Genomic DNA, 22,114 nt, shown 5'->3' on the forward strand with positions numbered 1-22,114 from the left:
TGCCGGGTGTACCGCGTATTTTAGATCCTTTTTATTATAGCCTACTGCCCTGAAAATGCAACCTGAAGCATATACGTCTGGCTTTGTTCGTCAGAAAATACAACATTTCCAAGGGACTGCAGCATGGATTCGTTTAATGATTCGTATTTTTCCCGCTCTCTCGCACCGACAAAGATGTACTCCACCTGATATTTTTCCAGCAAGGCTTTCACTTCTTCCTGGTTCGTCGAGGTATAGATTGTCTCCACTTCCTGCGCGCGTTCATTCAGTGCTCCGGTGTCACCTCTCCACAACCATTCATGGACATACCAGCCGAGCACCGTAGGAAGTCCCGTCATCGCAGAAACGCGTTCATAGTCACTGTAACTGTCTCCGTTTGCCTCAAGTACCACCGGATCCCCCGTAACGTTGTCGTTGAGCCAGCGGATCGCCGCTGCATCCTCCGGAAAGGTTGTCTCAAGGTACGCGGTCGCATCCAGACCCTGATACTGTGACGGATCCCATACCTGTCCGAACCATGCGTGCACCGCAGTTGCCGTATAGAAGCAGCATCCCACAAAGCAGGCAAATACCGCACTCGTCAGCACCTTCCGGATCACATGCTTTTTCTCCATCCAAAGCCGGATCAGCGCATAGCCCAGCAGGATGCCAAACATCGTAAACGCCTGATAGGTCAGTTTGAACATCGTGTTGGATCTTGCGTATTCTTTCTCATAAATATCTCTCACATAGACGATCTCCGGGATCACGATCAGACCAAGCGCCGAGATGCCGAGTAACACGCCAAACAGATCTGCTTTTTTTGCACCCTCCCGTTTCACACACCAGAAAAACAGGACCGCTCCGATCACCGGAAGTCCCCAGATCAGCCACCACTGGTACGGGCGGGAATGATTCTGTGCAAGTGCCACTTCACTGACCATGCTCTGGAACTGTAACGTAAACGGCAGTGCAGCGATCGTCGCAAGCAAAAATACCCACACGGCATGAAGCAGGCTGATCCCCGCCGTCATCCGCATGCGATGCGGCTTTTCCAGTTCTTTATACTTCTGATAATTGCACCAGATGACTCCCATGCCGCCCATCACATAATAAATGACAAAATCCCAGTAATTTGTCCAGTGGAACATACCGATCAGGAAGGCAAATACCAGTACATACGGATCTGTCAGGGCTGCTGCCACCTGTTTTTTACAGAAGTTTTTCTCTCCTGCTGCCTCTGCCTGCAGCGCGCCCTTGCTGCTGTGATGTTTCATCATCGCATAAACCAGACTGATCAGCGCCACCACGAACATCAGATTAACCACATGGGCATGCAGATCTCCCAGCACAAATGAGTACGACGGGAATTCATGAATCGTCTTATCGTTTTCCGCCGGATAATAGCCGATATAGCGGGTGGAGTTCGGAAACCAGTAGGTATAATCTCCTTTTGGCAGATGAAAAATCTCCCGGATCCACGGAAGCAGCTTTCCGATCACCACATAATGCATATTTCCAGCCAGAGACACACCTGCCCCGGCAAGAACGCCGCCAAGCAGTGCCGGTTTCTCTTTTTTCCAGCTATCCAGTACCATCTGGCGCACCAGACCAAACGGAACAGCAAAGCAGAATCCAGCCACCAGTGTCCGCATCAGATTGTAGGTCTGTGCCACCTGCGTATGCGTCAGCTTTGTCAGGAATACGGCAAAATACTGTCCGCCGTAATAGTAATTGATCTTCGATCCCGCATACCACAGATCCTTCGCCGGAAGTGTGGTGCTGCGCATCATCGCCATCATAAATCCATAATCCATGAATTTCTCAGTGCCATATGCCGCCGGGCGAAATCCTGCTACATACGTCCAGAGAAGAAACAGCAGCGTAAAGACCAGTTCATCGTCCAGTGCCGTCTGATACCATTCCCCTGTAAATTGCCAGAATTTTCTGTCTTTATTCTTTTTCTTATTGAAAGTAATCCATACGCCCCAGCAGATCACAGCAAATACCGCAACACTGCCAAGACAGCTTCCCGCTGTAAACGGCACGATCCCGGTAGCAGCTCCCAGCCACATCAGAAATCCAGCACCGGCGATACCGAAGATTTTTGCCACCAGATAACCTTTATCACGGAATCCGGAAAACAGATACTGGCACAGTGGAAAACTGCACCAGCCCAGCAGTAATACCGCCAGCCACCATATAGCAAAAACTTTTCCGTCTTCTTTTAAAAGAATCTGTGCTCCTGCAAGAAGCACTGCCAGTATGACAAGTTTCAGAATCCCTTTTCTTTTCTCACTCACTGCCGTTCACCTCCCCACTTCCAGAAATCCCGGAGTGTGGTTTTTCCGATTCCCACGATTTTTTTCATATTGATGGAATTGATCCCGCCCTGCCGTGGACGGAATGTGATCGGATAATATGCCACATGGCGTTTTTCTTTTGTATACCGTACCGTCATCAACACATTGGACAAAAAATACTGTGGCGGAATCTCCTGTAAAACTTCCTCCAGCTCCGATGCCCGCATCAGCCGGAACGGTGTATTTGCATCTTCCACCCAGCAGTGGAACGTTGCAAGGATCACCAGCCGGAGTACCCGGGTGACTAAGATCCGCTGCCAGCCGTCCTGTCTCTTTTTTCGGCTTCCGATCAGAAGCCCGCACTTTTCTCTGTCTGCCCATAACTTCCAGAATTCCTCCGGTACAGTCTGCCCGTCGGAATCGGTCTGGAAAATGTAATCTGCTCCTTCTGCAATCGCACAGCGGTACCCGTACAGGATCGTCGCACCATGCCCCTGATTTTGTTTTTTGACCGTGCGAAGCTGTGGATACTTTTCCTGCAGACTCTCCAGTTTTTCCTGTGTATGATCGGTACTTCCGTCATTGATGATAAACAGTCGACTGTCCGCGCCTGTCTTTTCCACGATCGGATGCCACTGCGATACCACGTTTTCTATATTTTCTTCCTCGTTGTATGCCGGAATCACGATGATCAGCCGGTCCTGTTTTTGTTCTGTCATTTTACTCATGCTTTCTTCCATTCTCCCCTTTTCATATCCCCCGGATAGTTTCCCCCTGATCTTTCTTCCCATTATAATCGAACGCGCCCCCAGCGTAAAGTCCAACGATTCAAAAAAAGAGATCTTCCGGCACGCTGCCATCCGATCTCTTTCGTCTGTTATTCCATATGTTTCTGTTCTTTCCGGTATTTTCGCATTTTCCCCGGTGTGCTCTCAAATCGTTCCCTGTACATTTTCATAAATAACTTATAATTGGTAAATCCATGGATTTCCAGCAATTTCTGTACGCTCAGATCTGTTTTTTGCAGGTCTCTCACGATATGTTCCATCCGCACCGAATTCACATAATCCAGAAATGTCATCCCCATATATTTTTTAAAAAACCGGGTAAAATAATCCGGATTCAGCGAAACCAGCCGTGCAATCTCCTGCAGGGAGATGTCTCCCGCATAGTGTTCTTTTACATACGAAGTGATCATTCCCAGCCGCTCCATATATTTTTCCGATACTTCCATCTTGTCAGAAGTGACGGATACGCTGAAGTCTTTCACCAGCAAAGCCAATAAATGATAAATCTGGCTGTAAAACTCCAGGGTCTCTTCCGGCGACTGAAACGGGCGAAGACCTGCCAGGATACTCAGTGACTGTTCCACCTGTGACGTATCCATCTGGTGCTTTTTCCCACTGATCCGTTCACAGACAAATTCCAGTCCGTCAATCTGCGGAATAAAACGCTTCATCATCGGGTAAGGGATCTGTAGCAGCATCTCCTTACACTGCCGCGGACACTGGACACTGTGTACCACCCGGGAATTGATCACCAGAAAATCGCCTTTTTTCATCCGGATCCCGTCGTCTTCTCCCAGATAGCAGTCTTCGCTTCCCTCCAGAAGATACAGGATCTCCAGTCCGTTATGCCAGTGCGGCGCAGTATAGTCCCGGTTATGCCATAAAACATTAAAAAATGCATCTTCGTTGGACGGGTATTTGATCTCCTCGTGCCGGTATGTCTGTTTATGCATTGTAAACTAACGCCATAAATACCAGTTCTTCATCGTTTGGATTTTCCAGAGAATGACTCTGTCCCACTTCGATCACACAGACATCTCCAGGTCCTACCTCTGTTCTTGTGCCGTCATTGTCCACAAAAACACCTTTTCCTTTTAAGATAAAGTAAGGTTCGGTATTTCCCACATGCTGATGCCAGCCCACACTGCTGTGCGGTCGAAGGACTGCCATGGCGTACATGGAACCGTGTCCGTTCAGTTCTTCTGCGGATACGATGTGGTGAAATTCCACACTGCCCTCTCCTCCACGCGGATGTTCTACGACTGCTACTTTTGTTTTTCTTACCATAAGATATCTTCTCCTTTCTTTCCCCTTCGGATCCCGTACAGGATCTTCATGCACTCAAAATTGGTCCACCGAACCAATGATTGATATACAGCGTAACAAAAAAGCTCCCTGAAACAACTTCAAGGAGCTTTGTAAGCTGATGACGGGAATTGAACCCGTGACCCCTTCCTTACCAAGGAAGTGCTCTACCTCTGAGCCACATCAGCATCTGTAACGGTTTTAATTACCTGTCCGCTACAGTTAGATAGTTTAGCAAAAGCTTCGAGAAAAGTCAAGCATAATTTTCATCTTTTTCAGTTTTTTTAAAAAATTCTTTATTTTTCCCTTCCAAGGCACTCCCGGACCTTGGTTTTGATCCGTTGCAGAGCATTGTCTATGGACTTTGATGGCTTGCCCATCGCTTCCCCGATCTGCTGGTAATTATTTCCTTCGAGATACAGCGTCAACACCTCATTTTCAAACTTACTGAGCTGTTTGCGGATATTTTCTTCCATCAGCACCGCATTCTCCTGTGCGATGATGATCGACTCCGGGCTCTGCTGGGTTTTACTGCCCATCTGGCTCTCCCACTCTTCCCCGTTCATGGACACATACGAGTTCAATGGCTGATGTTTCTGCCTTGTCGACGACTGAATGGCATTATACATCTGTCTGTCCACACATAACTGAGCAAACGTATAAAAAGAAGCCTCTTTATCCCCGCGGTAATCCCGGATAGCCTTAAAAAGTCCGATCATGCCTTCCTGGATCAGATCGTCAGCCTCCCCGCCTGCCAGATACAGCACGCGGGCTTTCTGTCGCACGATGAACTTGTACTTTTCCAGAAGGTAATCCATAACCTCTGTCTCTCCCTGCCGCAGCAGATCTACCAGTTCCTCATCTGTATACTCTGTGTAATCTTTCATCCTGTTTTCCCCTCTGTTACCCCCGCTGACGGGCGATCTCGAAAGCCAGAACCCCTGCTGCCACAGAAGCATTCAGGGAATCAATATCTCCTTTCATCGGAATCGAAGCCACGAAATCACAGGTCTCTTTGATCAGTCTGCTGACTCCTTCTCCTTCGTTTCCGATCACCAGACCCATCGGTCCTTTCAGATCCATCTGGTAGTACGGTGTGCCGTCCATATCGGCACATACAAACCACATACCTTCTTTCTTCAGCTGTTCCATGGTCTGTTTTAAATTGGTCACTTTCGCAACCGGTGTGTAATTGATCGCACCCGCGGAAGTCCGTGCTACGGTCGATGTCAGTCCCACGGCTCTCCGTTTCGGAATGATCACGCCGTGTGCACCCGCCAGGTTTGCTGTTCGGATCATGGCTCCTAGGTTGTGCGGATCTTCGATATTGTCCAGTACAAAGATAAACGGCGCCTCACCTTTTTCCTTTGCCTCTTCCAGAATATCTTCCACGGTTGCATATTCATAAGAAGCTGCCATCGCGATGACGCCCTGATGATGACCGGTCTCTGACAACTGATCCAGTCGTTCTTTTTTCACATAATTGATGATCGTATCACCTTTTTTTGCTTCCCGGATAATGGTTCTTACCGGACCGTCCGGACAGCCGTCCAGAACATATAATTTATCGATCGGTTTTCCGGCGCGCAGTGCCTCTAAGACCGCGTTTCTTCCTTCGATTTTATTTTCCATCTTCTAATGCCTCCAATCCCATTTTGATCAGATCGATCATTCTGCAGTACTGTTCGGTCAGATACAGATACCCCATAACCGCCTCAAATCCCGTCGCCCGGCGATAGTCCCCTGTTGTGGCATTTTTCGCTGTGGTGTAGGATTTTGCATTTCGACCTCTCTTATAGACCGCTTCCTCTTCCTCGGTAAAATGCGGCTCCAGTACCTGTACCATTTCAGACTGTGCCTGGGCTTTTACCAGACGGCTTGCCTGTTTGTGCAGCTTGTTCACCTGGCAGTTTCCCTGTTTGATCAGGATGGTGCGGATATATAACTCATAGATTCCGTCTCCGATATATGCAAGAGTCAGCGGAGAGTAAGATCGGATATCCGGATCGTTTAACTGAAACTGTTCTTTCAGATATGTTATGCTCGTTTCCATTTTACACCCTCTCTGGTATCTTCCAGGATGATTCCCTGTGCCAGCAGTTCGTCACGGATCTCATCGGCGCGTTTGAAGTCTCTGGCTTTTCTTGCTGCCTGACGTTCCTCGATCATTTTTTCGATCTCAGCATCCAGGTTTTCTTCCTTTCTTTCCACAATCAGACCCAGTACATCACTTAACGCAACAATTTCTTTTTTCAGTGCTGCGGCAAATGCTTTGGAAGACGCATCGTTTGCGTTTGTATTGGCGAATTTTACCAGTTCAAAGATCGCGGAAATGGCATCGGCGGTATTCAGATCATCGTCCATGGCATCCTCGAATTTTTTGCGGTATGACGGGATCTCAGCCAGCAGTTTTTCTTCTGCTTCTGTCAGGGTATCGGCTGCTGCTTCCTGTTCCAGATGTGTCAGGTTGGAAACTGCGGTCACGATACGTTCCAGTGCGCTCTTGGAGGATTCCATGATTTCTCTGCTAAAGTTGATCGGGCTTCTGTAATGCGCACTCAGCATGAAGAAACGCAGTACCTGCAGATCATACTGTTCTCCGATCTCTCTTACGGTAAAGAAGTTGCCGAGAGATTTGGACATTTTACGGTTGTCGATGTTCAGGAAACCGTTGTGCAGCCAGTAACGTGCAAAAATCTTGCCGTTGCAGCACTCGCTCTGTGCAATCTCATTTTCATGGTGCGGGAAAATCAGGTCTTCGCCGCCGGCATGAATATCAATCTCTTCACCCAGATATTTTTTTGCCATGACGGAACACTCGATATGCCATCCCGGACGTCCCTCGCCCCATGGAGATACCCAGAAAGGTTCTCCTTCTTTTTTCGGTTTCCAGAGTACGAAATCCAGCGGATCTTCTTTCTGATCTTCTCCGGATACCAAAAGGGAACGGTTACCGGAACGCAGATCATCCAGATTCTTATGAGATAATTTTCCGTATTCTTCGAATTTTCTGGTACGGAAGTATACGGTTCCGTCTACTGCATACGCATAGCCTTTTTCGATCAATGTCTCGATCATCGCGATCATGCCGTCGATCTCCTGGGTTGCCTGCGGATGGGTGGTAGCCGGTTTTACGTTCATGTCCGCCATATCTTTTTTACATTCTTTGATATAACGCTCAGAAACTTCCTCTGCGCTTACGCCCTCTTCGATGGATTTTTTGATGATCTTATCGTCTACATCCGTAAAGTTGGATACATAATTCACTTCATAGCCTTTGTATTCCATGTAACGGCGCGCGGTGTCAAAGACGATCATCGGGCGGGCATTACCGATATGGATAAAGTTATATACGGTAGGTCCGCAGACATACATCGTTACTTTACCTTCCTGTAACGGTACAAATTCTTCTTTTTTCTTTGTCAGTGTATTATACAGTTTCATCTTTTTCTTCTCCTTTTTTGCTTTTGATAAAACGAAGTTCTTTTTCCAGTTCCAGCACGCGGTTGGTCACTTCGGTATATTCTTTCTGTAGGGTTTTCAGATCATCCAGTACCGGATCCGGCAGATGGCAGTGATCCATATTGGTTCTCGGTACTTTCATATTTTTCTGGCGGACCACACGTCCCGGAATACCGACGACCGTACAGTTTGGCGGTACTTCCTCGATCACAACAGATCCTGCTCCGATCTTGGAGTTGGCACCGATTGTAAACGAACCGATGATTTTGGCTCCCGCACTCACCATAACGTTATCCTCCAGTGTCGGGTGACGTTTGCCGGTTTCTTTTCCGTTTCCGCCCAGGGTAACGCCCTGATACAAGGTCACGTTATCGCCGATGATCGTAGTCTCTCCAATAATCACACCGCTTCCGTGATCGATGAACAGTCCCTTTCCGATCGTAGCACCCGGATGGATCTCGATCCCGGTCTTTCTGGCTGCCCGCTGGGAAATCCACCGTGCCAGAAAATAATGACCTTTCAAATATAATTTGTGTGCCCGTCTGTACTTGATCATCACCCGGAAACTCGGATATAAAAGTACTTCCAGCGGTGTCTTGATCGCCGGGTCACGTTCCTGGATTACCTGGAACTCTTCTTTGATATGACTGATAAAACTCATAGCTGCCCTCCAATGTCCATACAGTTCATCCTCCGTCTGCCGGATGCATGACTGTCATATAACACTCAAAATTGATCCAGTGGATCACTTTTGATTATCGCAGCAGTCGCCAAGGTCTCATGCAAGCATGGACTTTGACTCGTTGCTCGCGAAAAAAAAGGATGACCGTCTCAGTAAGAGACGAAGTCATCCGTGGTTCCACTCTTTTTGAAGATGCACCTGTTATGTCCATCTTCCACTTTCTGCCCTTAACGCCTGCCTGCGGATCCGGCTACTTCTTTTCGCCGTATCAGCTCCCAGATGCACTTCTCTGATGATTCCCCGGGACCGCTTTCAGCCAGTGGCCGTCCCTCTCTGTGGTTCTTCTTTCAGATACTCTTTCCGTTCGTCGCTTTTTTCATTCTTTCTGCTTTATAGTTTATGAAAAAAATGCAGTTTTGTCAACTCTTACCTCCCTGTTTTTGCTTCTATTTTGATTCTAATTTCTTTTGTCTTTTGTTTTATTTATGATATAATAAAAGTAATGTTTTCAGCATTTATAACTTCTGAGGTGACAAACGAATGCAAAATTACGAAAGTATTACTCTGAAAGAAGAACTTCATATCCGTAAGATTTATTCGATTCACTATTTTGAATATATGAAAGACTATGTTTTCGACGGGGAATCCCATGATTTCTGGGAATTTGTATTTGTGGACAGCGGCAATCTTTTTGTGACTGCCGGTGATCAGGAAGTTCTTCTTGCTTCTAACGAAATGATTTTTCATAAACCGAACGAATTTCACGCACTGCGCGGAGACGGGGAAACTTCCCCGAATCTGGTTGTGGTTTCTTTTGAATGCACGAATCCCTGCATGAAGTTTTTCGAGAACCGCAGAGTCTCTCTGAATCAGAACGAACGGTTCTATCTGGGACAGATCATCGCAGAGACCAGAAAAACCTTCTATACACCGTTAAATAACCCAAATATCTGTCTGCTCGAACGCAACTCCGTTCATGATTTTGGCAGTGAACAGATTATTTTTCTATCTCTGGAAATGCTCCTGATCAACCTGCAGCGCCGCTACAGCAACCCGACTGCCATCAGTCCGGTTGCCAGCCAGCCCTTCAGCGATCACCCGATGATCCATAAAGATACCGATGTACTCTTTCAGGAAATCGTACAATACCTGCAGCGGAACCTTTCCGAACACCTGACGGTAATTCAGATCTGTAAAGAAAACTCGGTAGGGCGCTCCCAACTCCAGAAAATGTTTCACGAAAAAACCGGCTGCGGTGTCATCGACTACTTCTGCCGCCTGAAAATCGAAACCGCCCAAAAAATGATCCGCCAGAAAAGATTTAACTACACACAGATTTCCGACATGCTAGGCTATTCCTCTTACCAGTACTTCTCCCTCCAATTCAAGAAGTTCACCCGCATGACCCCATCGGAATACGCCTCATCCGTGAAAAACTTTTCGGGCACAGAATAACGACTCCCCCCCAACCTACACGACGTGGCTTCTGCCACCCATAATTCGTGTAGGTAACAAATAACATATATTAATAAAAAGCAAACAAAAGGGAAGACATTCACACCAAACCGAATGCCTTCCCTTTTTCACACCACTCTTTCCCCCGTTGCAACAAAACAGCGGCAGGTGGCTACCTGCCGCGTCCGTCTTGTTCCAACTATTTTACTCTCTTCTCAATCTCCCGATTCACTCTCTTCCTCATCTCCACCAGATAAGAAACACTTCTCGGATAAGACGCAAACTCCACTTTCTCTCCACCTTCCGGTTCGATGCAGCTCATAACCACATCTCTTCCCGCAAGTTCCTCCAGATAATTCATCGCGCAGAGATCGCTCATTGCCTCATCCATCAACATGATACGCAGAGATTCCTCCGGCTCTCCATCAGCTCCCGGATATACCAGGAACGGGTCTCCGGACGGGAATGCACCGGCTGCATCGGTGCAGCGATACGGATCAATTGGGAAAATAGAATGTTCTGCATTGTAGAAGTTATATCCCCAGTGCAGGAAACCATCCAGCTGATATTTATACATCTGAGTTCCCAGGATTCTGGTACGATAACCCGGCTGTACGATGAAACGGTTGGTTACATCCACATACTGACCGGTGCAGTAATAGCCCCACAGCTTCTCCGGACGTTTTTCCAGGAATGGCTGAATGTGGTTGACTGCACATACCGGCTGAGATACCAGACCTTTTTCATAGAATTCGTAATCAGACAGCGCATCCATCATCTGATAACCTTCCAGATCTTTTTCCACAACCTCTTTCGCTGCTTTATAAGAATCAAACTGCTCCTGAGAAGGCTCATCGGAGATATGGAAATATGTCACCTCAGAGATTCCCAGTTTCACCAGTTCCGGTTTCAGTGCTGCCAGGAACTGATGCAGGAATTCACTGTATTCTTTTCCTGCCGCCTCGGTATCCCATCCGAACAGCTGTACCATTTTTCCTTCCTTTTCCCCCATTACTTTCGGAGCCATCGTTGCTCCCCACTGGCTGAACAGATGAGAAATTTCATAATATTTGATACCACAGCGTTTGCACATGTCTACCCAGCGCTCGAACTTATCGAACCCGAAAGTGTATCCGTCTTCTGTCACATGTACATCCACCAGCTGTACCGTCCGTCTTTCTCCACCGATGGCAGTATCCAGAGGTGGGGTAAATACCGGTGTCAGCAGCATGTTACATTTTCTCTTTACGGCTGTGCGCACAAAGTTTTCCACGATCTTCCAGTGCTCTTCACTGAACACTTCCACGCCGTAATAATTTGCCAGACAGTCAGAATGGAACCACTCGGTATGCGGTACTGCCATCTGCGGAAGTTCTGCATCCACTACATGGATCATCTCGATCGTACTTCCCAGAACTTCACCTTCCACTACCATATCCACTTTTACCGTGTGATCTCCGGCAGTCAATCCAGTGGTATCCACATCGATCCACAGGCTCTTCCACTGTCCGCTGATCAGTTCCACGCCCCACGGCTGGATATCGCTCAGCAAATCCGGATACAGACCCGGTTTGGTGGTCAGATAATCATCATCTGCCACCATATGTGCCGGATATTCACACGGAACCAGGCGAACACTTCTCACACGTACCTGTTCTTTGTCATCGGATGTCACCTGCACCTGTGCTCTTCCTTTTCTCTGACCACTCCAATAGTACGCCATCTGGAAAGATACCGTCTCTTTTTTCAGTGCAGTGATTACGTCTTCCATGCCTTCTCCACTCGGCTCCTGATCCGGGAACACTTTTTCCAGAGAAGTGATTTTTTTAATTTTTAAAAGTTCCATAGCTGCCCCCTTACATTTTTGTTCTTATATTTATTAACCTTTAATACCACTCAGTGCGATACCTTCCACGAACTGTTTCTGTAAGAATACATACATAATGAACGGGAAGATAAAGGATACTGTTGCACCTGCCATGATCAGACCATAGTTTGTCTGATACTGTGTCTTTAACAGTGACAGTGCTACCGTCAGGGTATACATATCAGAGTTTGATGTGGATACCAGCGGCCACAGGAAATCATTCCAGGAAGTTACAAAGGTAAATACGACCAGTGAAATCAGTACCGGTTTGATCAGCGGAATAACGATCTGGATAAAGATCCGGTATTCCGGGCATCCGTCTACTTTCGCAGCTTCGAGCAGTTCATCCGGCACGGTGTCCATAAACTGACGGATCAGGAAAACACCGAATGCGTTCAGGATGACAACGATCAGAGCAAAGTAGGTATTGGTCAGTCCTGCTTTGTTCATCATGATAAATACAGGAATCATCGTTACCTGTCCCGGAATCATCAGTGTCAGCAGATAGATCCGGAAGATCGCATTGCTTCCCGGGAATTTTTTCTTTGCAAATCCATAGGCTGCCATGGATGCAATGATACAGTTGAACAGACAGGAACAGAATACAACGATCACACTGTTGGTCAGTGCACAGATAAATCCTGTCTTTTTCAGTACATAGTTAAAGTTTGTAAAATCGCTGAAATTAATATCGCTCCAGTGCAGCATCAGTGTGGTGGACTGCGTAAATGACATGATTGCCATGTAGATAAAAGGTGCGATACAGATAGCCGCAAAGACTAACAAAATCAGTAATCCAAGGACGGAAAAGACGGTCCATTTCTGTTTTTTCTTCATGTCTATTTCGCCTCCTTTTTCTCTTTAAAGAACAGGTCTTCCACTACATTGATAATGATGATCATCACTAACAGGAACATAGCCATTGCACACGCATAACCCATCTTGTACTGTTTGAATGCTGCATTGTAGATACCCATAACCAGAGTGACACTGGAATGACCAGGGCCGCCGCCTGTCATCAGGTAAGCCAGGTCGAATACCTGGAAGGACCAGATAATACCCAGAGTAACTACCAGATAAGTGATCGGTTTTAATACCGGAAGGGTAATCTTTGTAAACTGCTGCAGTGGAGTTGCTCCATCCACTCTTGCTGCCTCATACAGGTCTTTCTGGATTCCCATGATACCTGCATAGTAAATAACCAGGAAATATCCTACGTTTTTCCATACCGCTACGATACAGATACTTAACAGGGATGTCTGTGTGCTTCCCAGCCAGTTCACAGAAGAAATATGGAAGAAATTCAGAATGTTATTCAGAAATCCGCCATCTGTGTTCAGGATGATTCTCCATACCGTACCTGCGGTAACTGCAGATGCGATAACCGGAATGAACATAACGCTTCGTAAAAATTCACCTTTTTTATTCTGTATCTTTGCTGCCAGAAATGCTGCAAATGCCAGTGCCAGGATCGTCTGAACCGGAACAGTCATAAGTACATATAACAGCGTGTTCTTCGCTGCATCGGTTACATAGCTGTCTTTAAACATCTTAATGTAGTTATCAAGTCCTACAAATTTCGGCGAATTCATAATGTTGTACTCTGTGAAGCTGAAATAGCCGGACATGAAAATCGGAATGATACAAAAAATCAGAATCAATACAAAACTCGGGAGAATATAAATAATTCCCTGTACTGCCTCTTTTGTTTTTCTTGACATGTCGTTCTCCTTTTTATCTTTTTACCCCATTGAACATTTATAAAAGGGACGGTACATACCCCTATGCACCATCCCCCTCTATTACCAACCTTCTCCAACTACAATTTCAACGATTATTTCAGGTTGGAATCATAGTATTCTGTTGTATTTTTCAGAACTTCTTCTGGAGTCAGTTCACCAAGCATCATGGACTGCAGGTTTTTGTACAGTGTATCGTACATGGAACTTGCACCTTTGAATACAGGCAGGGACTGGAATTTGTCTGTCTGGTTTGTGAACAGGTCTTCAAATCTTTCATCTCCGCTGTAAGTATCGTCTGCTGTGATTGGTGGCTGTTCGGATACTCTCTCATGGAAATCTGCCATTACATCTTTGCTGGTCACGTATTTCATAAGTTTTGCGGCAAGATCTTTGTTTTTGCATTTGTTAAACAGTACCAGGCTGTCAGATGCTACGAATGTTTTTGTATCTTCCGGACCGGACAGAATGGAGAAATCCCAGTTGATTCCATCTACTCTTGCCAGGTTACTGGATGCTACAACTGTCATAGCAGCTTCGCCGTTTTTGAATGGTTCCAGAGCATCGTCTACAGAAGTTGTGGTATCCGGCAGAAGACCTTCGTCTTTCATGTCTTTCAGGAACTGTGTAGCTTCCAAACCTGCATCGGTATCGATGGTCAGGTTTCCGTCATCATCAACGATGGATGCGCCTGCACCCCAGAAATATGGCCAGTAAACTTCGTTCAGTGCACCGTAGTGTGTGCTTCCCCATGTTGCAGCCAGCGGAGCAACATCCGGATTGCTTTCTTTTACCGCTTCGCATGCAGCTTTCAGTTCATCCCAGTTAGTCGGAACAGAATCGATACCTGCGTCTTTCAGGATATCCATGTTTGCAGCCAGAACTCGTGGGTTACCAACTACTACAGGCAATGCATACTGTCCACCCTGGATATTACCCAGATCATAATAGATATAATTTGCTTTCTCATCATCGGTGAAATATTCATCGATGTCTGCCAGCGCTCCCATGTCGATGTAGTCATAGAACATTTCCATGTACAGATATCCGACATCCGGACCATCGTTGGAGTTTACACCGGTCAAGTATTTCTCTTCGTAGTTATCCCACGGGATAATCTCTACGTTTACTTCACAGTTATTCTCTTCTTCGAAAGCATCCATTTTCTCGTTCCAGAATTCTTCATCTGTTACTTCTCCGTCAGCAGATGCGAATGTCGGGAACCAGAAGGTCAGTTTGTCTTTTCCGCCTGAGGAAGAGGAAGATGAATCACTGCTTCCTGAACTTCCACCACAGCCTGCCAGCATACCTGCTGCCATAGTTGCTGCCAGTAAACACGCTACTACTTTTTTCTTGTTCATACTTTTTTCCTCCTTCGTTCTTTTCCACAATCATTTGTGGAATCTTTCCTTTCTTTTGACAAAAGTATATCGTCTTTGTCCGACAGAAGCTATATAGAATCGTCCAGTTTTCACATAAAATCGTCCTGCAATCTCATAAAAAACAGCACAATAACCTAACAGCCTCTTCTTTTATGAAAAAAGAAAGGCCACAGTGCCTTTTTCTGTGACCTCTTTGTCTTCTTTATTCTAATTGAATTATCGTTTTTTGTCAATCCCGTACAGATTGTATACAACAAATCGCCTGGGAGGAAATCCCCTGCATTGTTCCTGTAAATCCAAGTCCTTCTTCTGTGGTTGCCTTGATATTCACCTGATCTTCGGAAAGTTCCAGTGCATCTGCCACATTTTTGATCATCTGATCGATGTGTGGAAGAAGTTTTGGCTTCTGTGCGATGATCGTGGCATCAATATTTACAATCTGATATCCCTTTTCTTTTAATAAAGCTCCCACTTTCTGCAATAACAGGATACTTGAGATTCCTTTATACTGCGGATCCGTGTCCGGAAAATGTCTTCCGATATCCCGCAGGGCAGCTGCACCGAGAAGTGCATCCATGATCGCATGGACAACCACATCCGCATCCGAATGTCCCAGAAGTCCCAGCTCCCACGGTATCTTCACACCGCCAAGGATCAGATCCCGTCCTTCCGTCAGTTTATGTACATCATATCCCATTCCTACCCGTACCATATCTGTTCCTCTCTTTCTTTTTTCTATATTCTCACAGCCTCAGATACCCGATGTCTCCGAGAATACATTTTTTCTTATTCAACACACTTTCTTCTTATTATATATCCTGACCATCAGAATCATATTCTCTGTCTGTCATGATACCTTATTTTCCCCTGCTTTGCAACAGGGCACTCCAGGTCTTTTTCCCTACAATGCCATCTGCTGACAGCCCTTTGGTCTTCTGAAAATGCCGGATATTCTGTTCGGTCTTTTCTCCGAAAATCCCGTCTGCCTGACCGCCTCCGCTCCACACATTCAGATAGAGGGACAGCCGCTTCTGAATCCATCGTGTGAGTTCTCCTTTTGCACCTTTTCGAACCGTGGGGCAGCCCTCCACTGTCCGCTTACCTGCAATTCCGTCTGCGGTACCCGGCTGATAGTCCTGTCGGATCAGTTCTCTTTGCAACGCCAGGATCCATTCTTTCTGCGTGCTGTCTGCCGTCAGTGTTTTCACCTCTGTATGCGGAGTCTCCTCTCCGGAAGATGCCTGTTTTCCGGTGGATGTACCCGATCCCGTCCAGGTTGCCTGAAAGGCGTAGATATTTTCATACTGTTTCCGCAGACGTTCGGAGGTACTTCCCCAGTCCGGCAGTTGAAAATGTGGTTTATCCACAATGGATTTCCAGTCTCCGCCCCACTCCAGTCCCAGTGATTTTCCGATAGCTCCCACTCTCTGAAAATAGTTTCCTGATTCGTTATAGGCTCCTTTTCCGTCCTTCCGGTATACATCGAACGCCACTCCCCACTGGTGCATGGAGCGATAGGTGCTTCCCGGCGCATTGGTTACGACCGGTCCCGGCTTGGTTCTCCCCTGGGCATACAGCCGGTTTTGTTCCTGTACCGTCCGAAAACACTCTCCGATCCCGATCGGGCATCCCTGTTTTTCACAGGCTGCCATCAGTTCTTTTGCCAGTTTCTGTAACCGTGGATGACATTTGGTCAGATCCCGTCCCATTTTTCTTCTTTCTCCTGAACGTTTCTCTCCGGTTATTCTATGCAGACACAGGACTTTTTGCTCCTTCGCATATTTCCTGTAATTGTTGTATTTTTCTGTACTTTTCCCTCTTTTAAAATTTTTTTAATTTTTTTCAAAAAAACGCTTGACTTTTTCCTATCAGTTTTATATAATCGTAGAGCAGGTTGCGGTTGGCAACCACGAAAAATGGCGAGATAGCTCAGTTGGCTAGAGCACACGGTTCATACCCGTGGTGTCGAGGGTTCGAATCCCCCTCTCGCTACTTCAACAACTGGATATCAGTGTTGACCCTGGAATCTTAGCTCAGCTGGGAGAGCATCTGCCTTACAAGCAGAGGGTCACAGGTTCGAGCCCTGTAGGTTCCACTTCTTCTTCGGAAGGCAATTTCATATGGCGAGATAGCTCAGTTGGCTAGAGCACACGGTTCATACCCGTGGTGTCGAGGGTTCGAATCCCCCTCTCGCTACTTTAAAGAAACGTTAGTGACGTTTCTTTTTTTTACATATATATCGAATTGATCCGGTAAATCGATTTTGATTCCGTGGGAATCGCTTCACTCCCACTATATAATTTTCTTTATGTTTTATGAGCATGCACTTATATGACCGGCCTGTTTTTCAAAGCTCATCTTTTTTTCAGAAAGGAGTTTCGTCTATGCCCAATTTGCAGGTCAATATGACCAAAGACCCCATTTTAAAATCCCTCGTGATTTTCGCTCTTCCTATTTTATTTTCCAACATTTTTCAGCAGTTATACAATACGATCGATATTATGATCGTCGGTAACTTCCTTGGGGACAGTTCTCTTGCCGCGATCGGTGCTTCGTCTTCGATCTATGAGCTGCTGCTTGGATTCTGTTTCGGTGTCGGAAACGGACTGAGCATCGTTGTCTCCCGTTATTTCGGACAGGGCGATAAGACTCTGCTGAAAAAATCCGTAGCCGGAGCCATCACCATCGGACTGATCCTGACCGTGATCCTTATGACGTTTTCTTCCGTTGGGCTGTATCCGCTGATGCGCGCCTTAAAAACACCGGAAAATATTCTGGTGGAATCACATTCCTATGTATCCACTCTGACTACTTTTATCGGTGTTATGTTCGCCTACAATCTGCTGTCAGGACTTTTACGTGGAATCGGAAACAGCTTTATGCCGCTGATCTTCCTGATTATTTCTTCCCTGACCAACATCATGCTGGATCTTTTATTTATCACACGGTTCCAGATGGGCATCCGCGGTGCTGCCGTTGCGACAGTCATCGCACAGGGATTTTCCGTTATCCTCTGTCTGATCTATATCATCCGGAAAACACCAATCCTGGTTCCGGAACGACAGCATTTTGCGGTCGGCAAAAAACTTTACCGCGAACTTGCTACCCAGGGACTTTCCATGGGCTTTATGAACGCAGTGGTTTCCTCCGGAACCGTCATTTTACAGAGTGCGATCAACAGCCTTGGCGAAGTGTATATCGCCTGCCAGGCAACGGCAAGAAAGTTGAATTCCTTCTGCCTGATGCCGGTCAGCACGATCGGAGCTTCCATGTCCACCTTTGTCTCTCAGAACCGTGGTGCCGGAAACAAAGACCGGATCCGCAAAGGGATACGCACCGCCTGCATCATGGATGTCTGCTGGGGTGTCACAGCGATGATCATTCTGTTTTTCTTCGCCTGCAATCTGGTTACCCTGTTTGGATCCACGCAGGATGTGATTCTGGATAACGCAGCCCTGTACCTGCGGTTTACCGCCCCGTTCTATGCAGTGCTCGGTATCCTGTTCAATATGAGAAACTCTCTGCAGGCACTCGGTGAGAAGACCAAACCGCTGATTTCCAGTTTTATGGAATGTGCCGGAAAAATTATTTTTGCCCTGTTTATTATCCCGGCGATGGGGTACTGGGGCGTCATCATCTGCGAACCGCTGATCTGGTGTTTCATGACCGCACAGCTGGTTTACTGTTATCTGCATGTGCCGTATTTGAAGAAAGAAAATTAAAAAAAGCGGGAAACAAATGGAACTCTTCTGATTGTACCATTTGTTTCCCGTTTTTTTCTTTCTCTAGAGCGTGTCTGAAAAAGGCTTTTCGTGAGCTGCGAGTCCCAGTTTGTGGGAGATTTTATCCGAATGAGGGCGGCGTAGCGGGCTACGGCAACCGAATAAGGGTAAAATATACCGCAAAGTGGGGCTTGCAGATTGCGAAAATGATTTTTCAGACACGCTCTAACGCTCTCCGGCTTTATCCTCTGTCATTTACAAAATCTGTCGCATCGTCAGTCTCTTACAGACATTCCTCGATTTCTTTATTTATCCGTTCCCGCAGCTCCAGTAAAAAGGCTGCATTTCTCGGATAATCAGAGAATGTGATCTTCATACCCGCCATTTTTTCAATTAATGTATGCACATACTCTTTTCCTTTGTATGTTTCCAGCTGCTTCAATGCCCGGTAATCGTTCAGTCCTTCTTCAAGTACCAGGAATCTCAGAGACTCTACGGCATCTCCGTCCTCTCCCGGATAAACCAGGAAGGAATCTCCAGACGGGAAAGCATCGTCCGCATCGGTCACCCGGTATGGATCGATGTGGCGGATGGAATACTGGCTGTTGTAGTAGTTGTATCCCCAGTGCAGGAATCCTTCGATCTCATACAGATACATCTGCACCCCAAGGATCCGGTTACGGTAGGACGGCTGTGCAAAGAAACGGTTGCTCACTTCCAGATATTCCCCGCTGCAGTAATACACCCACGGATGTTCAAATCCCGCATCCAGGAATTCATGGATATGCTCGTTCGTCGGCACCGGATACGATACGATTCCTTTCTTATAAAAGGGCAGCGTACTCAGTGCATCCAGGATCGGATAATCCTTCAGTTCCTCCCGCACCATCTCTCTGGCAATCTTATACGTCTCAATATTTCCGGCATTCGGTTCATCCGAAATATGAAAATACGTCTGTTTTTCAATGCCCAGTCTTTCCAGTTCTTTCGTAAGTTCCGGAAGAAATGCTTTTAAAAATGTCCGGTATTCCGCACTGTCTGCTTTTGTCCCCCAGCCGAACAGACGGGTCTCTTTTTCATTTTCCACCGCTACCACTTTCGGTGCGTATTTTGCTCCCCACTGGCTGAACAGATGTCCCATCTCGAGCCAGGTAAATCCGCTCTCTTTCGCAAGTGCGATCCAGCGTTCCAGTTTTTCGAATCCAAAGGTAAAGGATTCCCCATGTTTCCATACATCCACCAGTTGTACCGTTGTCCGCTCATTTCCGATCAGCGTATCCAGTGGCAGGGTAAACAGCGGGGTGAGGATCATATTTACCCCACGTTTTGTAGCTGCGCGCATAAAGTTTCCGACGATTTTCCAGTAGTCTTCACTGAACACCGGAACCTTGTAATAATCTGCCAGACAGTCACTGTAAAACCATTCCGTGTGGATCAGATCCAGTGCGGGCAGTTCACACGGAACCACATGGATCTCCACGGCTGCCTCTTTGACGATCTCTCCCTGCAACGTCTCCAGCTGTAATACGACCGTTCCATTTTTCACCGCAGATCCCTTCGGAATTTCCAGATCGATCCAGAGGCTTCTCCAGTAAAACGGGATCAGCTGGATCGTCTCTCCCATCGCTTCCAGCGGATCCGGGTACAACCCCGGCTCAGTGGTCAGATAATCCGAATCGTATTCTCCATATGCCGGATAAGCGGACGGAACGTAACCCACTTTTCGGATCTTCACCCGGATGCCTTCCGGCGCCTGCACGCGTACCCGTACGCTTGGATTCTTGGTTGCCTGCACCATCATCTGAGAGGAATAATACGGTTTGCGATAGCGGTAAGCCATCTGGAAAGAAACCGTTTCTCCTTCCATTCCGCTCAGTTCATATACACGCGGACAACTCAACGGCTCCTTTTTCATAAAAATTTTCTGCAAAGAATCGACCGGCACCCACTCGATCTGGCTGCTCTCGATTACACTTAACTGTTTTCCCATATTCTGTGTCTCCTTCGCCCTTTTTCTCTATCATAACCCAGCGGACAACAGTTTTCGCTATAGAATTATCCACCGGAGTTATAAAATTGTCCTCTGACGGCGGTAGTTTTTATTTTGATTATCGCGGCAGTCGCCAAGATCTCATGCAAGCATAAACTTTGGCTCGTTGCTCGCGTAAATCAAAAAAAGAGACTGCCGCTTCATGTAAAGCAGTCTCCCTTTATGTAATTTTATCCCTGTAATCCGTTTGCCTGGCGGATCATATCTTCGATGACGATATCGTAGATCTCACCGATGGTGTTGCAGTAAGCCAGCACTTTCCATGGTTCGTTGGTGTGGAAATGGATCTTTACCAGATCTTCATCTCCTGCCACGATCAGGCTGTTGCCTTCATAATGTTCTGTGATATATTCGGATATGGCATCCTCGTCCAGATCTTCGTCTCTTCGGTCGATCAGAAGCTGTGTGTCATAGCGGTATGCAAACTGATCGTCTTCTGCGTCAATTGAATGTACTCCCATTGTTTCTACCTCCCTATTCTGTATACTGAATCGTTATTTCTATTTTACCATAAAATACGAATGTGTCCACAGATTTCTTCATTCATCTATTTTCCCTTTTTCTTATCTGTCCTCTTTTTATTCATCTTCCTTTACATAAAATCCATAACCGCCTTCCACCGGCATCGATTTTACTTTCATATCTTCAATCCAGATACACGTTCGGTTCTGTAAAAATAAGATCAGCTGATCGATATCGGCTTCTTCTCCTTCTACTTCCATCTCCACGCTACTATCATACAGGTTCCGTACCCATCCGTTCAGTCCTAGCTCTTCTGCTTTCTGTACCGCATAATAACGAAATCCTACGCCCTGGACGCGTCCGTAAAAATAAATATGTTTTCTGATCTTTGTTTCCTGTTCCATTCCTTTTTCCTCACAATTTTGCAATTTCTTCTGCGATATCCTCTATACTTCTTTTATCTGTATCAATTTTCACTGTTGACAGCCTGTTATAACAGGCAAGTCGTTCTATGCTTCGATCCAGTATATCCTCCGTCCTTTTTCCCTCTTCGATATCTTTTTTCAGTCGTTCCCGTAATTCACTTTCCTTTGCTGTTAAAGATATTGTCCTGATTTTACAATCCGTTTTATTTAGTTGTTCTACAATATAATCTATAATCTCCTGCTGATGCATTACCCAGCAAAGGATTATATTGTCATAAACGGAGCATTGTATAAACTGATTCAATAAAAAACAGATATTTTCTAAAACCATTTTCTTAGTCTCTTCCGTGACCCAGAACGGATCAGCATCCCAGCACCAGTCACCGTCTAAAAATACACTGTTTGGTAACTTTCTCTTCAATTGCTGACAAACTGTAGTTTTTCCGACTCCCATCGTTCCGCCAACTAAATATACATTCTTCACACTATAACA

23 protein-coding genes, 4 tRNA genes and 1 other annotated feature are annotated in these 22,114 nt (G+C 46.3%); of the genes, 6 read left to right on the plus strand and 21 right to left on the minus strand.

Going from position 1 to position 22,114, the window contains the following annotated elements:
• Positions 1-41 precede the first annotated feature (41 nt).
• The 10 genes from ETP43_RS11015 to epsC form a co-directional block, all read right to left on the minus strand.
• Positions 42-2,282: a DUF2298 domain-containing protein gene (locus ETP43_RS11015; RefSeq protein ID WP_129258093.1), complete on the minus strand. Its 2,241-nt coding sequence runs from the start codon at positions 2,280-2,282 to the stop codon at positions 42-44.
• Positions 2,279-3,010, minus strand: a complete 732-nt coding sequence (locus ETP43_RS11020) for a glycosyltransferase family 2 protein (protein ID WP_243114258.1) — start codon at positions 3,008-3,010, stop codon at positions 2,279-2,281. The genes ETP43_RS11015 and ETP43_RS11020 overlap by 4 nt, the downstream gene beginning before the upstream one ends.
• Before the next feature lie 149 nt (positions 3,011-3,159).
• On the minus strand, positions 3,160-4,023 hold the full coding sequence (locus ETP43_RS11025; RefSeq protein ID WP_129258095.1) for an AraC family transcriptional regulator: 864 nt from the start codon (positions 4,021-4,023) through the stop codon (positions 3,160-3,162).
• Entirely contained in the window at positions 4,016-4,357 is a 342-nt protein-coding gene (locus tag ETP43_RS11030) for a cupin domain-containing protein (RefSeq protein ID WP_022399761.1), read from the minus strand. Before ETP43_RS11030 ends, ETP43_RS11025 begins: the two co-directional genes overlap by 8 nt.
• A gap of 134 nt (positions 4,358-4,491) precedes the next feature.
• Positions 4,492-4,563: transfer RNA gene (locus tag ETP43_RS11035), tRNA-Thr, on the minus strand.
• Positions 4,564-4,671: 108 nt separating this feature from the next.
• A complete protein-coding gene (gene sigH, locus ETP43_RS11040) occupies positions 4,672-5,262 on the minus strand; it encodes an RNA polymerase sporulation sigma factor SigH (RefSeq protein ID WP_022399760.1) in 591 nt (196 codons plus the stop codon).
• A 16-nt stretch (positions 5,263-5,278) separates the two neighbouring features.
• Positions 5,279-6,007, minus strand: a complete 729-nt coding sequence (gene rlmB / locus ETP43_RS11045; protein ID WP_129258097.1) for a 23S rRNA (guanosine(2251)-2'-O)-methyltransferase RlmB — start codon at positions 6,005-6,007, stop codon at positions 5,279-5,281.
• On the minus strand, positions 5,997-6,428 hold the full coding sequence (locus tag ETP43_RS11050; protein ID WP_022399758.1) for a Mini-ribonuclease 3: 432 nt from the start codon (positions 6,426-6,428) through the stop codon (positions 5,997-5,999). Before ETP43_RS11050 ends, rlmB begins: the two co-directional genes overlap by 11 nt.
• Positions 6,413-7,819 (minus strand): cysteine--tRNA ligase, encoded by a 1,407-nt coding sequence (cysS, locus tag ETP43_RS11055; RefSeq protein WP_129258099.1) that lies wholly within the window; start codon positions 7,817-7,819, stop codon positions 6,413-6,415. The genes ETP43_RS11050 and cysS overlap by 16 nt, the downstream gene beginning before the upstream one ends.
• Entirely contained in the window at positions 7,806-8,498 is a 693-nt protein-coding gene (gene epsC / locus ETP43_RS11060; RefSeq protein ID WP_022399756.1) for a serine O-acetyltransferase EpsC, read from the minus strand. Before epsC ends, cysS begins: the two co-directional genes overlap by 14 nt.
• A gap of 173 nt (positions 8,499-8,671) precedes the next feature.
• Positions 8,672-8,896 (minus strand) — a binding site (T-box leader).
• Positions 8,897-9,059: 163 nt separating this feature from the next.
• Here epsC and ETP43_RS11065 point away from each other — a divergent pair.
• Complete coding sequence (locus ETP43_RS11065; protein WP_129258101.1) at positions 9,060-9,974, plus strand: AraC family transcriptional regulator; 915 nt, start codon at positions 9,060-9,062, stop codon at positions 9,972-9,974.
• Between the two features lie 199 nt (positions 9,975-10,173).
• Here ETP43_RS11065 and ETP43_RS11070 read toward each other — a convergent pair whose 3' ends face one another.
• The 6 genes from ETP43_RS11070 to ETP43_RS11095 all read right to left on the minus strand — a co-directional run bounded on the left by ETP43_RS11070 (position 10,174) and on the right by ETP43_RS11095 (position 16,671).
• Positions 10,174-11,820 carry a DUF4091 domain-containing protein gene (locus tag ETP43_RS11070; RefSeq protein ID WP_129258103.1) on the minus strand — a complete coding sequence of 549 codons (1,647 nt, stop codon included), beginning with the start codon at positions 11,818-11,820 and terminating at the stop codon, positions 10,174-10,176.
• A 33-nt stretch (positions 11,821-11,853) separates the two neighbouring features.
• Positions 11,854-12,678, minus strand: a complete 825-nt coding sequence (locus ETP43_RS11075) for a carbohydrate ABC transporter permease (RefSeq protein ID WP_022399753.1) — start codon at positions 12,676-12,678, stop codon at positions 11,854-11,856.
• A gap of 2 nt (positions 12,679-12,680) precedes the next feature.
• Entirely contained in the window at positions 12,681-13,562 is an 882-nt protein-coding gene (locus tag ETP43_RS11080; RefSeq protein WP_022399752.1) for a carbohydrate ABC transporter permease, read from the minus strand.
• A gap of 113 nt (positions 13,563-13,675) precedes the next feature.
• On the minus strand, positions 13,676-14,941 hold the full coding sequence (locus ETP43_RS11085) for an ABC transporter substrate-binding protein (protein ID WP_022399751.1): 1,266 nt from the start codon (positions 14,939-14,941) through the stop codon (positions 13,676-13,678).
• A gap of 250 nt (positions 14,942-15,191) precedes the next feature.
• Positions 15,192-15,674: a 2-C-methyl-D-erythritol 2,4-cyclodiphosphate synthase gene (gene ispF / locus ETP43_RS11090; RefSeq protein ID WP_022399750.1), complete on the minus strand. Its 483-nt coding sequence runs from the start codon at positions 15,672-15,674 to the stop codon at positions 15,192-15,194.
• Positions 15,675-15,819: 145 nt separating this feature from the next.
• Positions 15,820-16,671, minus strand: coding sequence for a peptidoglycan-binding protein (locus ETP43_RS11095; RefSeq protein WP_129258106.1), 852 nt, complete (start codon positions 16,669-16,671; stop codon positions 15,820-15,822).
• A 209-nt stretch (positions 16,672-16,880) separates the two neighbouring features.
• Between ETP43_RS11095 and ETP43_RS11100 the strand changes: the two genes are divergently transcribed.
• The 4 genes from ETP43_RS11100 to ETP43_RS11115 all read left to right on the plus strand — a co-directional run bounded on the left by ETP43_RS11100 (position 16,881) and on the right by ETP43_RS11115 (position 18,684).
• Positions 16,881-16,954: transfer RNA gene (locus ETP43_RS11100), tRNA-Met, on the plus strand.
• 30 nt (positions 16,955-16,984) lie between these two features.
• Positions 16,985-17,057: transfer RNA gene (locus ETP43_RS11105), tRNA-Val, on the plus strand.
• A 27-nt stretch (positions 17,058-17,084) separates the two neighbouring features.
• A tRNA-Met gene (locus tag ETP43_RS11110) sits at positions 17,085-17,158 on the plus strand.
• A gap of 188 nt (positions 17,159-17,346) precedes the next feature.
• Positions 17,347-18,684, plus strand: a complete 1,338-nt coding sequence (locus ETP43_RS11115; RefSeq protein WP_022399144.1) for an MATE family efflux transporter — start codon at positions 17,347-17,349, stop codon at positions 18,682-18,684.
• On the opposite strand, the gene ETP43_RS18505 is transcribed toward ETP43_RS11115, so the two are convergent.
• On the minus strand, positions 18,681-18,860 hold the full coding sequence (locus ETP43_RS18505; protein WP_334295523.1) for a DUF6783 domain-containing protein: 180 nt from the start codon (positions 18,858-18,860) through the stop codon (positions 18,681-18,683). The two genes, ETP43_RS11115 and ETP43_RS18505, sit on opposite strands and share 4 nt — an antisense overlap.
• Between ETP43_RS18505 and ETP43_RS18510 the strand changes: the two genes are divergently transcribed.
• Positions 18,780-19,040 (plus strand): DUF6783 domain-containing protein, encoded by a 261-nt coding sequence (locus ETP43_RS18510; protein ID WP_334295524.1) that lies wholly within the window; start codon positions 18,780-18,782, stop codon positions 19,038-19,040. The two genes, ETP43_RS18505 and ETP43_RS18510, sit on opposite strands and share 81 nt — an antisense overlap.
• On the opposite strand, the gene ETP43_RS11125 is transcribed toward ETP43_RS18510, so the two are convergent.
• From ETP43_RS11125 to ETP43_RS11140, 4 genes are all read right to left on the minus strand, one after another.
• Positions 18,968-20,674 carry a DUF4091 domain-containing protein gene (locus tag ETP43_RS11125; RefSeq protein ID WP_129258110.1) on the minus strand — a complete coding sequence of 569 codons (1,707 nt, stop codon included), beginning with the start codon at positions 20,672-20,674 and terminating at the stop codon, positions 18,968-18,970. The genes ETP43_RS18510 and ETP43_RS11125 overlap by 73 nt on opposite strands.
• 230 nt (positions 20,675-20,904) lie before the next feature.
• On the minus strand, positions 20,905-21,195 hold the full coding sequence (locus ETP43_RS11130; RefSeq protein WP_022171853.1) for a hypothetical protein: 291 nt from the start codon (positions 21,193-21,195) through the stop codon (positions 20,905-20,907).
• A 117-nt stretch (positions 21,196-21,312) separates the two neighbouring features.
• Positions 21,313-21,600: an acylphosphatase gene (locus ETP43_RS11135; RefSeq protein WP_129258112.1), complete on the minus strand. Its 288-nt coding sequence runs from the start codon at positions 21,598-21,600 to the stop codon at positions 21,313-21,315.
• 10 nt (positions 21,601-21,610) lie between these two features.
• Positions 21,611-22,105, minus strand: coding sequence for an AAA family ATPase (locus tag ETP43_RS11140; protein WP_181951940.1), 495 nt, complete (start codon positions 22,103-22,105; stop codon positions 21,611-21,613).
• Positions 22,106-22,114 lie beyond the last annotated feature (9 nt).

The organism is Blautia faecicola (assembly GCF_004123145.1).
Taxonomy (GTDB): Bacteria; Bacillota; Clostridia; order Lachnospirales; family Lachnospiraceae; genus Oliverpabstia; species Oliverpabstia faecicola.

Excerpts from the sequence above, each read along its gene's own strand:
- ETP43_RS11095 (WP_129258106.1), bottom strand. The coding sequence starts at position 16,671 with ATGGGACGGGATCTGACCAAATGTCATCCACGGTTACAGAAACTGGCA.
- ETP43_RS11070 (WP_129258103.1), bottom strand. The coding sequence starts at position 11,820 with ATGGAACTTTTAAAAATTAAAAAAATCACTTCTCTGGAAAAAGTGTTC.
- ETP43_RS11085 (WP_022399751.1), bottom strand. The coding sequence starts at position 14,941 with ATGAACAAGAAAAAAGTAGTAGCGTGTTTACTGGCAGCAACTATGGCA.
- ETP43_RS11020 (WP_243114258.1), bottom strand. The coding sequence starts at position 3,010 with ATGAGTAAAATGACAGAACAAAAACAGGACCGGCTGATCATCGTGATT.
- sigH (WP_022399760.1), bottom strand. The coding sequence starts at position 5,262 with ATGAAAGATTACACAGAGTATACAGATGAGGAACTGGTAGATCTGCTG.
- cysS (WP_129258099.1), bottom strand. The coding sequence starts at position 7,819 with ATGAAACTGTATAATACACTGACAAAGAAAAAAGAAGAATTTGTACCG.
- ETP43_RS11025 (WP_129258095.1), bottom strand. The coding sequence starts at position 4,023 with ATGCATAAACAGACATACCGGCACGAGGAGATCAAATACCCGTCCAAC.
- ETP43_RS11050 (WP_022399758.1), bottom strand. The coding sequence starts at position 6,428 with ATGGAAACGAGCATAACATATCTGAAAGAACAGTTTCAGTTAAACGAT.
- ETP43_RS11115 (WP_022399144.1), top strand. The coding sequence starts at position 17,347 with ATGCCCAATTTGCAGGTCAATATGACCAAAGACCCCATTTTAAAATCC.
- ETP43_RS11135 (WP_129258112.1), bottom strand. The coding sequence starts at position 21,600 with ATGGAACAGGAAACAAAGATCAGAAAACATATTTATTTTTACGGACGC.
- ispF (WP_022399750.1), bottom strand. The coding sequence starts at position 15,674 with ATGGTACGGGTAGGAATGGGATATGATGTACATAAACTGACGGAAGGA.
- ETP43_RS11080 (WP_022399752.1), bottom strand. The coding sequence starts at position 13,562 with ATGTCAAGAAAAACAAAAGAGGCAGTACAGGGAATTATTTATATTCTC.
- epsC (WP_022399756.1), bottom strand. The coding sequence starts at position 8,498 with ATGAGTTTTATCAGTCATATCAAAGAAGAGTTCCAGGTAATCCAGGAA.
- ETP43_RS11130 (WP_022171853.1), bottom strand. The coding sequence starts at position 21,195 with ATGGGAGTACATTCAATTGACGCAGAAGACGATCAGTTTGCATACCGC.
- ETP43_RS11065 (WP_129258101.1), top strand. The coding sequence starts at position 9,060 with ATGCAAAATTACGAAAGTATTACTCTGAAAGAAGAACTTCATATCCGT.
- rlmB (WP_129258097.1), bottom strand. The coding sequence starts at position 6,007 with ATGGAAAATAAAATCGAAGGAAGAAACGCGGTCTTAGAGGCACTGCGC.
- ETP43_RS11075 (WP_022399753.1), bottom strand. The coding sequence starts at position 12,678 with ATGAAGAAAAAACAGAAATGGACCGTCTTTTCCGTCCTTGGATTACTG.
- ETP43_RS11030 (WP_022399761.1), bottom strand. The coding sequence starts at position 4,357 with ATGGTAAGAAAAACAAAAGTAGCAGTCGTAGAACATCCGCGTGGAGGA.
- ETP43_RS11125 (WP_129258110.1), bottom strand. The coding sequence starts at position 20,674 with ATGGGAAAACAGTTAAGTGTAATCGAGAGCAGCCAGATCGAGTGGGTG.